General features: G+C 39.0%; 12 protein-coding genes and 1 tRNA gene. 9 read left to right on the top strand and 4 right to left on the bottom strand.

Going from position 1 to position 13693, the window contains the following annotated elements; all coding sequences use genetic code 11:
• The coding region (locus QXS89_03750; protein MEM3831287.1) for a glycosyltransferase at nucleotides 1-592 on the top strand (592 nt) is incomplete at its 5' end.
• Nucleotides 593-1101: 509 nt separating this feature from the next.
• Here the strand turns inward: QXS89_03750 and QXS89_03745 are convergent.
• Nucleotides 1102-1176, bottom strand: a tRNA-Arg gene (locus QXS89_03745).
• A 108-nt stretch (nucleotides 1177-1284) separates the two neighbouring features.
• On the opposite strand from QXS89_03745, the gene QXS89_03740 reads away from it, so the two are divergent.
• Complete coding sequence (locus QXS89_03740) at nucleotides 1285-3702, top strand: DNA polymerase II (protein MEM3831286.1); 2418 nt, start codon at nucleotides 1285-1287, stop codon at nucleotides 3700-3702.
• Here QXS89_03740 and dnaG read toward each other — a convergent pair.
• The 3 genes from dnaG to QXS89_03725 are packed head-to-tail and all read right to left on the bottom strand — an operon-like array spanning nucleotide 3680 to nucleotide 7515.
• A complete protein-coding gene (gene dnaG, locus QXS89_03735; protein ID MEM3831285.1) occupies nucleotides 3680-5071 on the bottom strand; it encodes a DNA primase DnaG in 1392 nt (463 codons plus the stop codon). The two genes, QXS89_03740 and dnaG, sit on opposite strands and share 23 nt — an antisense overlap.
• Nucleotides 5072-5128: 57 nt before the next feature.
• On the bottom strand, nucleotides 5129-6046 hold the full coding sequence (locus QXS89_03730; GenBank protein MEM3831284.1) for a prenyltransferase: 918 nt from the start codon (nucleotides 6044-6046) through the stop codon (nucleotides 5129-5131).
• Between the two features lie 2 nt (nucleotides 6047-6048).
• The gene (locus QXS89_03725) at nucleotides 6049-7515 is read right to left on the bottom strand and encodes a UbiD family decarboxylase (protein ID MEM3831283.1); all 1467 of its coding nucleotides are present in this window, start codon (nucleotides 7513-7515) and stop codon (nucleotides 6049-6051) included.
• Nucleotides 7516-7611: 96 nt separating this feature from the next.
• Between QXS89_03725 and QXS89_03720 the strand changes: the two genes are divergently transcribed.
• The 7 genes from QXS89_03720 to QXS89_03690 form a co-directional block, all read left to right on the top strand.
• Complete coding sequence (locus QXS89_03720; GenBank protein ID MEM3831282.1) at nucleotides 7612-8622, top strand: ABC transporter substrate-binding protein; 1011 nt, start codon at nucleotides 7612-7614, stop codon at nucleotides 8620-8622.
• A 13-nt stretch (nucleotides 8623-8635) separates the two neighbouring features.
• Nucleotides 8636-9355 (top strand): ABC transporter ATP-binding protein, encoded by a 720-nt coding sequence (locus QXS89_03715; protein MEM3831281.1) that lies wholly within the window; start codon nucleotides 8636-8638, stop codon nucleotides 9353-9355.
• A gap of 3 nt (nucleotides 9356-9358) precedes the next feature.
• Nucleotides 9359-10153 (top strand): ABC transporter permease subunit, encoded by a 795-nt coding sequence (locus QXS89_03710; protein MEM3831280.1) that lies wholly within the window; start codon nucleotides 9359-9361, stop codon nucleotides 10151-10153.
• Entirely contained in the window at nucleotides 10138-10884 is a 747-nt protein-coding gene (locus QXS89_03705; GenBank protein MEM3831279.1) for a hypothetical protein, read from the top strand. The genes QXS89_03710 and QXS89_03705 overlap by 16 nt, the downstream gene beginning before the upstream one ends.
• Before the next feature lie 52 nt (nucleotides 10885-10936).
• Complete coding sequence (locus QXS89_03700) at nucleotides 10937-12208, top strand: M20 family metallopeptidase (GenBank protein MEM3831278.1); 1272 nt, start codon at nucleotides 10937-10939, stop codon at nucleotides 12206-12208.
• Nucleotides 12209-12312: 104 nt separating this feature from the next.
• Nucleotides 12313-12708 (top strand): adenosylmethionine decarboxylase, encoded by a 396-nt coding sequence (gene speD, locus QXS89_03695; protein ID MEM3831277.1) that lies wholly within the window; start codon nucleotides 12313-12315, stop codon nucleotides 12706-12708.
• Between the two features lie 319 nt (nucleotides 12709-13027).
• Nucleotides 13028-13693, top strand: a 666-nt coding sequence (locus QXS89_03690) for an HAD hydrolase-like protein (protein ID MEM3831276.1), incomplete at its 3' end; no start/stop codon positions are given.

The following is a 13693-nucleotide window of genomic DNA, read 5'->3' as shown; positions in this document are numbered from 1 at the left end:
TGTTTCGCTTAACGACGAGGACTTAGCAGTAATTAATGAGGTGAAAAACTCTACAAAGGAGAAGAAAAACTATATTGTATTTGGAGGAAGACCTGATCCTCTTAAAGGATTTTTAGAAGGATTAAAAGTTTTCAAGGAGATTTCCAAGAGATACACTGATCTAAAACTGGTTGTCACAGGATATTTAGGCCACAAGCTTAAACTCAGAATTGAGAAATTAATTAAAAGAATAGGTCTTAATGATAAAGTTTTCTTAACAGGGTATATTCCCAGGCGAGAGAGGTTTAAAGTAGTTGCCGAGGCCAGGTTAATGCTTTATCCAAGTCATGTCGATGCTTATCCTTACGCTGTATTGGAATCCCTCTACCTAGGTACACCTTTGGTCGCCTATGACATACCTGCTCTAAGATTTAACTACGGCAACAACCCAGGTGTTATATTGGTTAAAGAAGGGGATATAGAGGCGTTGATCAACATGACTATAAATATGCTTGAATCAAGATATACCGAGATACAACCACCTAAATCGAGATCTTGGAAGGATATAATGCGTGAAGAGTTAAACCTAGTCGAGAAATTGATAGAGAAGTAACTGATTTTCTTCTTGCCACCTGCTGTTGACGAGCATTGCAATCAACAAAAGCTTTCGAAGCCGCCGAATGCTTTAACAATATTTCACGGCCGTTCTCCTATCCAATACCAGCGGTCATCCTTGTCATCGATAGGATGCATCCATTAATACAAGAGATCGCTGAAGAAATATTTTCAAAAAGCTAGCAGTGATACTAGCAATTATGATGATATACACAATCATGAGTTCATAAATCCTCAGCTTCGAGATATGGGTGTTTTCTCAGCACGTTATACTGGTACATCTCAAGCAATGATACAGTCTTGTAGCTAGTAGAATAGTGTTCGGAGAGAACAAAAGCATGCCTCCACCAGCTATCTCTGGAATAATCTGCGCTTTAACAATACTATTCAAATGAATGCCGATATGAGTGCATTGAATCACAGCAGAGAGGTTCCACAGATAAGCTTCTATCCTCCCTCGGATCTGAAAATACCGAAGCGATCTTTAAACAAGCAGATGAATGTTCGCGGGCCCGCCGGGATTTGAACCCGGGACCTCCGGCTCCGAAGGCCGGCGCCCTATCCTGGCTAGGCTACGGGCCCTGTATTATTTTAGGTGGCCTGGGTTTATTATCCTGAATCTCTTGAGCTTCTCTGTATTCGTATTCTTATAAATTTTATGGTTGTGGTATTATTTAGATTTGAGGAGTCTTGACACAGGTTCCTCATAATTATAAAGCTGTTGATCTTGAGGTTTTCGTACTTGATATATCCTATGAGATCTCGGGAAACACACCTGTTATAATCATCTGGGGTGTTGATAGGAGTAGTAGAAGAGTTCTTATAAGAGATGGAAGTTTCAGACCTTACTTCTATATAGTTGCTGAAGAAGGTTTCAGCGATGAAGAGATCATAAGTAGTATTAAGAAGCTTAGTATTCCTAGATCCCCTATCATAGAGGTTTCTCCTGAGAAGAAGAAGTATTTCGGTAGAGAGGTGAGAGTTTTCAAGATTAAGACTGTGATTCCTGAGAGTGTTAGAGAGTATAGAGAGAAGATCGCGCAGCTCCCATTTGTTAGAGAAGTTCTAGAAGCTGATATAAGATTTGCTATGAGATACTCTATAGATAAAGATCTCACTCCAAGCACATGGCATTTATTCAGAGTTGTTGAAACACCCAGATCAGGTGTTTATAGAGTTGATGCTGAGTACGAGCTTGTAGATATAATCAAGAGAAATACTAGTAATATTCCTCCTCCTCTCAGAATCATAGCTTTAGATATAGAAGTATATAATCCAAGAGGATCTCCAAGACCTGATACCGATCCTGTGATCATAATAGCTCTCATGAATGATAGAGAAGAGATCATACAGTACACAGCAGATTCCAAGAATGATAATGGTATAATAGCGAGATTCATAGATTACGTGCTTAAGTATGATCCTGATATAATTGTAGGATATAACTCCTCATTATTCGATATACCATATCTCATGGAGAGAAGTAAGAGAAATAAGATCCAGCTGGATATCGGCAGGAGAAGAGGTGGAGAACCTAGACAGAGTGCTTATGGACATATATCAATACCGGGAAGACTTCACGTAGATCTATATCATTTCGCAGAAGAAATCTCAGAGATCAAGATCAAAAGCTTAGATTATGTTGCAGAATTCTTTGGAGTTATGAAGAGAAGTGAGAGAGTTAATATAAACTGGTATGAGATATTCAAATACTGGGATGATCCCGGTAGAAGAGAGGTTCTACTAAGATACTCTAGAGATGATATAATATCAACATACAAGATCGCAGAGAAAATACTTCCATACGCAATCCAGTTATCAGCATTAACAGGACTACCTCTAGACCAGGTTGGAGCAGCCTCCGTAGGAAATAGACTCGAGTGGTATCTAATGAGAGAAGCATATAAATATGGAGAACTCGTGCCGAATAGAGAGGAGAGAACCTACGAACCATATAGAGGAGCTATAGTTCTAGAACCTAAACCAGGTGTTCACGAGAATATCGCAGTACTAGATTTCTCATCAATGTATCCTAATATCATGATCAAGTATAATATAGGTCCTGACACATTTGTTTCAGATCCTCTTGAGTGCGAGAGGATAGAATGCTATGAAACTCCTGGAACATCTTATCTATTTAGAAGAGAGCCTGCAGGTTTCTATAAGAAAGTTCTAGAAACACTTCTGAAGCTTAGGAAGAGCATTAGAGAAGAGATGAAGAAGTATCCTCCAGATAGTATCGAGTATAGAATTCTCAATGAGAGACAGAAAGGTGTTAAAGTTCTAGCAAATGCAGCCTACGGCTATATGGGCTGGATCGGGGCTAGATGGTATTTCAAGCAAGGTGCTGAGGCTGTTACCGCTTGGGGTAGGTCTATTATAAGTAATGCTATTAAAATAGCAGAGAGCATGGGTTTACATATTATATATGGAGATACCGACTCGATCTTTGTTAACTATGATGAAAAGAAGATCGAGGAGTTCATAGAGAGAATCTCAAGAGAACTAGATCTAGAGATTAAAATAGATAAGATTTACACAAGAGTTTTCTTCACAGAGGCTAAGAAAAGATATATCGGGCTTACTAAGGAAGGTTTCATAGATATAGTAGGGTTTGAAGCTGTAAGAGGTGATTGGACTGATCTAGCTAAAGAGGTTCAAGAAGAAGTTGCAGAGATAGTGCTTAAATCCGGTAGTGTGGATAAAGCTGTTGAGTATGTGAGAAATGTTATAAGAGATCTTGAGGAGCGTAAGATCCCTATCGAGAAACTAGTTATATGGAAGACTATAACAAAGAAGCTTGAAGAATACGAGGCAGACGCTCCGCATGTGAAAGCTGCTAAGATCCTCATAGCTAAAGGTGGTAGAATAGCTATCGGAGATAAAATAGGTTATGTGATAATCAAGGGTTCAGGAAAGGTAAGTGACAGAGCCATACCCTATATATATGCAGATGTAAGAGATATTGACACGAACTACTACATAGATCATCAGATAATACCAGCATCTCTAAGAGTTCTAGGATACTTCGGAGTATCTGAGAAAACTCTCAGAAGCTTTAGAGGAGCAAAAAGCTTGTTTGATTTCACGAAGAAGGGATCTTCTTAAGAACTTCGTCGAAGGCGTATACATGAACATCTTCAGAGGAACCTGCTATCTGAGAACTCACTCTATATCCTATAAGTATCTTAACACCTCTCTTCTTAGCAATATCGATCAGTCTTCTAGTCACTATACCGTCAAGAGCTATTGCATAGATATTATCGCCATTACCCTTCTCTAGATAGTCGTAGAGATCTCTTACACTTACTCTCGCAATAGAATTCCAGCTAGAATCATAGATAACACTATTCAGAGTTCCTATAAGTTCTCTAACTTCTTGAGCGATCTTTTCAGGAATTTCAATATGAATCTCAGAAGTAATAGAAGAAGACTTCTCAACGGTTTCAATATCACCTGATGTGATACTCTCTGTCTGAGGTATTTCAAGAGAAGATTCTCTAGAGATCTTCTCAAGAGCTTCTGTGGTCTCACTCCCCCCACTCTCGGTAGTAGCTTGAGTCTCTGAAGTAGCTGGCTGTGGCATCTGAATGATCTGGGTTTCAGCCGTTTCTTTAGATAGCTGGGCTGGCGCTTCAACTGGTTTGACTTCTTTCTTCTTCTCATGCTGTTTTAAGTATTCTGAGAATGGTATAGCATTCTTAAGAGCTTTCTCGATTTCTCTTATACTAAGTTCTTCAACTTCCTTTCCTGAAGGTGCTCTTGCTATATAGTCTATCTTTAGATTGTTCTCGATTAGATTCTTAAGAATCATATCACCTCCTCTATCTCCATCTAGAAATGCTATTACAGTCTTCTTTTGAGCGAGTTTGATCAAGCTTTCAGGGATCTTTCCTTGAGCTCCTTCTAATGCTATAGCATTCTTATACCCGGCTCTCAGAAGATTTATAACGTCTGCTCTCCCCTCCACGACTATTATTGTATCGCTTGTTGCAACCTCAGGTCCTGCGGGGAGCTTCTCAGGTCCGTAGGATGTTATCGATGCGATTCTTACAACACTATTTATCTCGTTTAAAACCTCTTTAAGATCTAATGTCTTCTCTTTCCCCCATCTGCTCATGAGATCTTTAGCTCTCTCAATAATCTTCTTGATCTTCTCCACCCTGAGATCTATGAGATCAACTACGTAGATTCTAGCGTTATAAGGTCCCACACGATCCACGCTTTCAATCATTGCGGCTAAAAGTGCTGTTTCGCTTTTATCCAGATTAGAAGGTATTATGATCTCTCCGACGGTCTTACCTCCGCTACTCTTAGACTCAACATATATTCTTCCGATCCTTCCTTTCTCTTGAAGATCTCTTAGATCGAATTCACTACCGAAAAGCCCTTCTGTCTGTCCAAATATAGCTCCTATTATATCAGGTCTCTCAACTACACCATCAATCTCAATCTTTGCTTTAATCACATACTTCATTACTACAGCACTCTCCTCCTACTAACCATTACTTTGAAAACTAAAAACTTACAACTCTCAGTAGAGAGCTATCCTAAGCATTAGAGCTAGCAAGAGCATGAATTCTAGAGATCTATATGAGAGAATATTAACACCTAACACTCCTGAGAGAAGGCTTAAATCTCTTGCAAACCCTCTCGAGAGGATTCTCTCTAGAGTCACACTATTGTATATGAGGAGAGAAAGTGAAGGTATTGAAAGGATGAGCAGGAGCAATCCAAATCCGTAAAATAAGGATATGAGCACGATGTTAAGAGCTGACGCAACTATAAGAATTCTATAGAGATCTGCAAGTCTGTTCAGAGGTGTTATAACAGATAGAGTTCTCCTCCCAAAGAGTTTATCTAAATCTCTATCCGGTATGCTATTCATGTAAAGTATAATCATAGAAGCTAGTCCGTAGAAGCTTGCTAGAAGAATAGATCTTGGAGTTATACTGTTAAACACAACATAACTACTTCCAGCACCTACTACAACTCCTTTTAGATATACTGAAAGCTCTCCTAGAGAGTATCTTGTGAGAATCCTCGTATATAGAATTATAATAGCAGCTCCAGCTAGCATGAAGAGTATTATTAGAAACCCTCTTAAGAATGCTAGATACAATCCTATTGACGCCGAGATCAAGAGAAGAGCAAGTCCAAAAACTAGAGCTTCTCTCTCGCTAAGTCTTCCCTCTACAAGAACCTTGCTACCACCGCTAAACGGAGTTTTGGGAGTTAGAATATCTAGACCGCTCTTGTAATCAAAGTAATCATTGAAGACATTGACAGAGAGATGTGAGAGAAAAACTCCGAGATATAATAGCATTAAAACTATTGAATTCACCTCGTTAAATGGATTCCCTTCTGAAACACTACATGCAATTGATGTTAGTACTGATGAGAGAGCTGTAGAAGGTCTTGATATATCTATCAAGGCACGAACTCTATCCAATTCTACCACGTGTTGCTCAAGATTTTCTCTAGATCTAAATTTCTTATCAGATAATCTATCCTCCTACTAACCTCTGGATCAGGTTCCACCTTCTCAGGCCATCTTCTTCCATAATTCTCCTCTGGAAGTTTTCTTGTAGCATCTATACCCAGCTTGGATCCGAAACCTCTCTCTCTAGATACGAAATCCAGCTCATCTGTAGGCATTCTATCGATTATCATAACATCTCTAGCAGGATCAACTGTTGTTGATATTGTATAGAGGATCTGACCAAAATCATGAACGTTAACATCCTCATCTACTACGATAATAATCTTCACGAGAGAAAAAAGTCCTAAACCCCATAAACCAGCCATGATCTTTCTAGCATGACCGGGAAATCTCTTTCTTATAGACACGAAAGCTATACCACCTGTGAAAAGTCCTTCAGGAGGTAGGTTCATGTCTACAATCTCCGGGAACAGGAATCTTATGAAAGGCAGGAATATCCTCTCAGCAGCTTTACCAATCCACGTGTCCTCCATATAGGGTTTTCCAACAATTGTGAAGTAGTAGAGAGGATTATCTCTATAGAATGTCTGCTCAAGTCTGAATAGAGGTACTCTAGAGATCCCGTCATAATACCCTCTATAATCTCCGAAAGGACCTTCCTCAGCAAACTCACTTAGAGATATAAAGCCTTTGAACACGACCTCTGCATGAGCAGGTATTCTTAGACCATCTAGATCCACTAATTCTAGAGAATCTCCTCTGAGAATTGATGTGAAAATATACTTATCAATTGGGTAGGGTACTGGGAGAGCTCCTACAAGCATTGTAGCAGGATCCACTCCCACTATAATAGCAGCGGGCATCTTACTCGAGCCTTTCTCAGCATATCTTCTATAAGCTATAGAAGCTCTTTTATGCATAAACCAGTGAATAGCACCTTTCTCATCGTCTAGAACTTGAACTCTATATACCCCCATATTATAGATCTCTCTATCAGGATCTTTTGTTACAACCAATCCGTAAGTTATATATCTCCCGCCATCTTTAGGCCATATCTTCGGTATAGGAACCTTCTCAAAACCTCCCTTAACACTGTTATCTTCGAAATCACCTCTCTTAATAGTTTTAGGAAGTACAGATCCGATCTTTATAACATCTGTAAATCCTTTTAAACGTTCTATAAAACCTCCTTCCGGAGATATTCTCTCGAGAATACCGAGAAATCTCTCACCTAGATCCTCAAGTTTTTCAACGCCGAATAGCTCTTTCAAAGAGTCAATACCTCTGAATATATTAGAGATCATTCTCCAGCCTGGATATCCCTTCACCTTGTTGAAAACAACTACAGGTCCTCGAGATAATATGAATCTCCTAGCCATCTCAGGTATCTCGAGAACAGGATCTAACTCGACATCAATGTATTTAACTAGATCTCTTTTCTCGAGGTGCTTGAGATACTCTCTCAGATCTTTGAACATATGTCTCCAATATTATCCTATAAGAAGGCTAATATAGGCAGAAGAACAAATATCTATAAGCTTATAAGCCTTACCAACACGTTTTCTACGGGAATTATGTTGAGCAGAAGATTCTACATCACCTATATTATTGCTGTACTTATTTTAGTAGCTGTGCTCGTAGGAGTAGCCTACAGCTTCTACTTATCGAGGATTCAGCAGAGTAGTGTGGCAACAGTCTTAACATCTACAACTACGACCACGGAAGCTAGACAAGGTATGAAGCTGAGAATAGGACTTATTCCTGTCGTTGATTCCTTTATGTTTCTAGTAGCTGATGAGGAGGGGTTATTCAAGAGAGAAGGTCTTGATATAGAGATATACATGTTTGGTTCTGCGAGAGATAGAGATTCAGCTCTTGTAAGCGGATCTATAGATGTAGCTATTAATGATCCTGTGGGAGCTTTAATGCTTATATCTAGAAATATCTCGATAAAGATCATAGGATTTCTATGCTGCGATAGTGACAATGAATCTAATGTTGGTTTCTATCTCTTACTATCTCCTAATTCTACCGAGCCTCTGGAATATATAAACTCTATCGCTATATCTAGAAATACGATAATAGAATATGTTGCATGGAAAATGCTAAGAGGATTAGGCATGGATCCTAGTAGAATTAACTTTATAGATACTCCTAGTATAACTACCAGGTATGAACTTCTTATAGAGGGTAAGATCCCTGCGGCAGTTCTACCAGATCCCTGGGGATCTCTAGCTGTAAAGAATGGTGCAAAGATAGTTGCAAAGTATAGGGATCTAGTTGTTCTAGTTGCTAGAGAGAGTATACTCAAAGATCCAGTTGGTAGAGAGGAGTTGGTAAAACTTGCGAGAGTATTAAATGAAGCTATAGAGCTCTACAATAGCAATCCTGAGAAGTATAGAAAGATTATTGAGGAAAAGCTCTTTATACCGGATCAGTTGAAAGGTTTATTTACTATCGAATGGAAGTCAAAAATAAGATCTGTGCCACAAGATCTTATTGATGAGGTCTCAAGATGGCTTTACGAGAGAGGGCTTATAAATAATGTGTACAACTACTCGGTGTATGTAGATAACGTGGTTTAGCAGAGGAGGAAGTATGATATCTCTGGAAGAGGTTTCATTCTATTATACTAGAGATAGATATATTTTAAAAGACCTTTCAATAGAATTTCCTTCTGACAAGATCTCCGTAATTCTAGGACCTAATGGAGTTGGGAAAACAACATTGCTGAAGATCATAGCAGGGATCTTAAGACCTGTGAAAGGTTCTGTCAAGATCCACGGTAGAAGTCCCTGGGAGATGAGAGGTAGAATAGGCTATATACCTCAAGGTTCGGGATTGTATCCTTGGATGAGAGTTAGAGATAATATAGAGCTTCCTCTCAAGATCCTTGGAGAAAGTAGAGTTAATAGGGAAAAGATAGTCTATGAAATAGCAGAGAAGCTGGGTATAGGAGAGCTTCTCGACAGATACCCCAGAGAGCTTTCAGGTGGTGAGAGTCAGAAAGTTGCTATATCGAGGATTCTCGTCTCTAGGAGCGAGGTTCTTCTAATGGATGAACCTCTTTCAATGATTGATCTGAGAAGTAGGAGAGAACTTATAGATCTTATAAGAAAGCTAAATAGAGATCTGAGGACTACAACACTTATGGTCACTCATAATATAGAAGATGCTGTAGAATTAGGGGATCTCATATATATCGTGGGAGACAGACCTCTTAAGATAATAGAGGTCTATGACAAGAATAATTATGATGTTAGAGATCTCTATAGTAGAATAGTAAGAATACTAGATTCAGGATTTAGAGTAGTGTGAGAGATGGATAGAAACAAGAGAGATAATGAAGATCTTATGAGAGGCAATTTTATAACCTCTACAAGTATAATCTGGTATTTTCTATCACTAGCCATAATCATAGTCCTGTGGGAGGTCTTGTCAATGTTATTATCCAAGCCATATACTCCTGGTCTTGATCAGGTTCTCAGAAGAATCTATAGTGATCTTCTTAGCGGAGTTCTAATATATAATCTGAGAGTATCTCTAGAGAGAATATTCATAGCGCTTCTCATCTCTACTTCCAGCGCCCTAGTTCTAGGAATCCTGGCTACGTGGGGTCCTAGATTTTCTAAAGGTTTTATCTCTAGTATAGTACTTCTCACATACCCTATACCTCATGTAGCTTTACTCCCCATACTCTTCTTCCTTCTAGGTGTTGAATGGAGTAAGATAGCTCTTTTAAGCATAATAACATTCTACCCTACAGCACTCTCGGTTATGGAATGGTCATCTAGGTTTCCGAGAGATCTAGGGGATCTGATCATCGTAATGAAGGGTGGTAGAATTCATCTTATAAGATACGTTATAATACCCTCATCCCTACCTGGGATACTCACGGGGATCAGGATCTCTCTTAACACAGCATTTGCAGTTCTCTTCATAGTAGAAAGTCTTGTTGGAGGTAGTGGAGTGGGTTACCTGATATACTTCTACTGGCAGAGGATTGATTATACGGGGATGTACTCCTCAATATTATTCCTCAGCGTAGTAGGGTTATCATTCTATTTCACTCTAAGATATATAGAGCATAAGGTGTTAAGATGGTTGTATATATGAAGAGAATACTGGTTAATCCAGGGTATCTTAAGAAGCTAATCATATTCATAGCACCGAAGGATCTCAAAGTAGAAACAGCTGAAGAGTTTGAAACAACTTCGATGAATTCTAAGAAGTATTTCTCAGGTGCTATAATTCTTTCGAAGAGATATAATGTAAGTATTGAAGGAGTGGAGATTTTAGATCTTCTGGAGAGTTCGATGAAGAAAGGTTATAAACCTCTTCAGATCTCTGGAGAGATTTTTGAAGAAGGCTTCATATATGATCCTGATGCCTTCCATATCATCATTGATTCTATAGTAGATTATCTAGGTAGATTAGATATAGACCCTCTGTATCTGAGAGGTGCTGGAGAAAGTCTTAAGAAACTATATGATCATGCTACAGGTAAAATCTCCAAGATTACAAGGAATAGAAGTATTGATGTTATTGCTCTAACACCGGCAGACTACTATATCTTAAAAGCCTCAGGTTTAAAACCTCTTGATATAGTACTAACCACCATAGACAAGCTCACTTCTGAGGAGAGAAGATCATATGTGGAGAAGACTCTTAGAGGTAGGTGTATTGCAACTACCAAACAAACCTTAGAAGAGATTAAGAACGGTAGTGGAGGGATTATAGAACTTCTTCTGAGAGAGGATCTGAGGTTTGTTATTGCTGACACATCTCTATCATGTTATCATCTAGCTCCTCTGATAATGGGGCTTTCAGTATACTATAGATGCTGACAGATGGCGGATGTTAATAAACCCTTCTAGGATAACTTATAGAGTGAGTATAATGATATCACATGAGGATTTGAGATCTATTCATGAAAAAATTGATTCTATGAGAGATCTAGCTGAAGAACTTCTAATAGATATGATAAGAATTCCCACAGTCTCACCTTCAGGAGAGCATTATAATGATTTCATAAATTTCGCAAGTGAAAGACTCTTGAGAGAAGGATTTGATGTAGAGATACTAGATGTACCCCAGAATCTTGTTGACGAGAAAGTTCCAGCCGAAGGTAGGGGGAGGCGTAGAAGGATTATAATAGCTAGTATAGGTGATAAGAGCAATACCATACTTCACTTTAATGGACACTACGATGTAGTTCCAGGAGGACCTGGATGGAGTATCACAGATCCTTTTAAACCCGTGAAGATAAATGGAAGGATCTATGGTAGAGGAGCTACCGATATGAAGGGCGGGATAGTATCATCGATAATATCCATGATAGCTCTCCGAGACTATGCTGATAGAAATAGGCTGGGATTAGAGATAGCCCTAGTACCAGATGAAGAAATAGGAGGCTATACAGGGACAGAGTATCTAGTTTCTATAGGGAGAGTGAGAGGCAGGCATGTTATAATCTCCGAACCCAGCGGCTTGAATCAGATATATATAGGTCATAAAGGCACTGTTTGGGGTCGTGTCATCGTTAGAGGAAGAACAGCACATGCCTCAACACCTTGGCTGGGTGTTAATGCTTTTGAAAAGATGGTGATGCTCGCTGGAGAGATGTTTAGGAGAATCGTTCCAGAGACTTTTAGTATAAAGAGTAGATATGAGTATGATGTTCCAGAAGGGAATACAGCTACCATAATGATAGGAGGTTTTCTCAAAGGCGGTGAAAAGACTAATCAGGTCCCTGGCGAGGTTGTTTTCAGCTTTGATAGGAGAGTTATTATAGAAGAAAAAGCTTCGGAGGTTTGGGAGAATCTGAGAAGCAAGATTCTTAGCATCGCTAAAGAAATCGGTGTAGAAGCCGAGGTAGTGTTGGAGCAGATCTCAGAACCCGTTATAGTGGATCTCAAAAGCCCTGTGGTTAGAGCTTTAGAAAGAGCATCAGAAGAGGTTCTAGGTAGTATGGCTAGAAAGGTGGTGTGTATAGGAGGTCTTGATATGAGATATTACGCTAGAGCAGGATATGATGTGGCTACATACGGTCCTGGAGTTCTTGGGACTGCTCACGCACCTGATGAGTATATAGAGGTTGGAGATATTATTAGAGCTTCAAAGATCTATGTGAATACATTCTTCAATCTACTCGAGAAACAGGAACAGTAGTTCTCACGGTATTACCAGAGATCCTAGTAAGAGAAAATGCCAAAAGGTATACACTTATAAGCTGGTTAAAATCTCACATAATACATGAGGGATAAAAAAGAGAGATGTCCGAATCCGGGGAGAATAGAGATCCATATATAATTGGTAAGCATGTCTATGGAAATCTATATGGAATGGATCTCTCAAAGATATCAGATGAAATTTATATAAAAGAAACAGCTTTAAAAGCTGCAGAACTTGCCAATATGCACGTAGTTGAAGCCAGATCATGGAGTTTCGGCGGGGTTAAGGGAGGGGTTTCCGTCATAGTCCTCGTTGAGGAGAGCCACATAGCTATACACACATGGAAAGAGTATAACTATGCTACAGTAGATGTGTATACATGTGGTGAGAAATCAGATCCTTGGAAGGCTTTCTATTATATTCTTCAGAGTCTCGATCCAAAATATTATGTGGTTCACTACGCTGATAGAAGTCAGCTACCTCTTCAGACATCTTAGAAGTAATCTATAGTTGTTTTTTCCCCACTCCCCTATATCTTCACATCGGATCTTTATTTAAATCTCTAGATGAAGGTATTCTAGTGGAGTTATCTTAGTGGGATGATGTGTGTGGCGGACGCTGAAAATATGAAGAGTTAGGAGCCTAACTGACCTTCTTTCCTAGTAATGAACAAAATATGATGATTATGCTGGTCTCAAGCTTTTTATATGTTCTAATGATCTTATGATCGAGCTCTATAGAAGGTATGTAGAAAGAGCTTTGGAGAAGTCGAGGTTTTTAATCTTTCTATTATATTGTTAGAGGGCTGTGAAGCCTTTGGGAAAAGTATTGCTAGTAGATCTAGATCTTACTCTTATCGATAGTCTCAGAGGCATGTATGTAGCTTTTATAAGCACTCTCTCAGATCGTAGGTCGGAGATCCCAGACCTCTCATCGAGATCTTTTGTTATAGAGTATTATGAAAACGATCTCAGTAGATATATTAATGATAAAGAATTTCCGGAGAGATGGAGGTTCTGGAACGAGATGTGGAGAAGATATGTTATGAACGCAGGATTCTACGGAACACCCTTCAAATGTGTTCATGATACTCTGAGAGCTTTGAAAGGTAGATACTATATAGTTATAACAACTGGTAGGGAGATAGCTTCTAGAGATATAAAGGAGGAGCTCAGAAGATCTGGTATAAGAGATCTTGTTCACGAAGTATATAGCGTAGGAGATCTAGGGATCTATAAGAGGAAAACAGATCTCTATATGCATCTCATGAGTAGATTCAAATCTCTAGGTTTTAACACTGAGAACATGGTTGTTATAAGTGATTCCTATAGAGATCTATTAAACGCAGAGAAATTCGGAATGAGTGGAGTAGGTTTCGTGCCAGAAGGTTTAGAGGTTGTTGAAGAGTACTTCAGAAGACATGGTATAAGATATTTTTCTTCTTGGTGTAGCTATAGAGAGCTGGAGTCATATTTAGAGAAG

Source organism: Sulfolobales archaeon, from assembly GCA_038881635.1.
Classification (GTDB): Archaea; Thermoproteota; Thermoprotei_A; order Sulfolobales; family AG1; genus WYEN01.
Note: the sequence above shows the minus strand (reverse complement) of the source record. Positions and strands in the feature narration are given on the sequence as shown.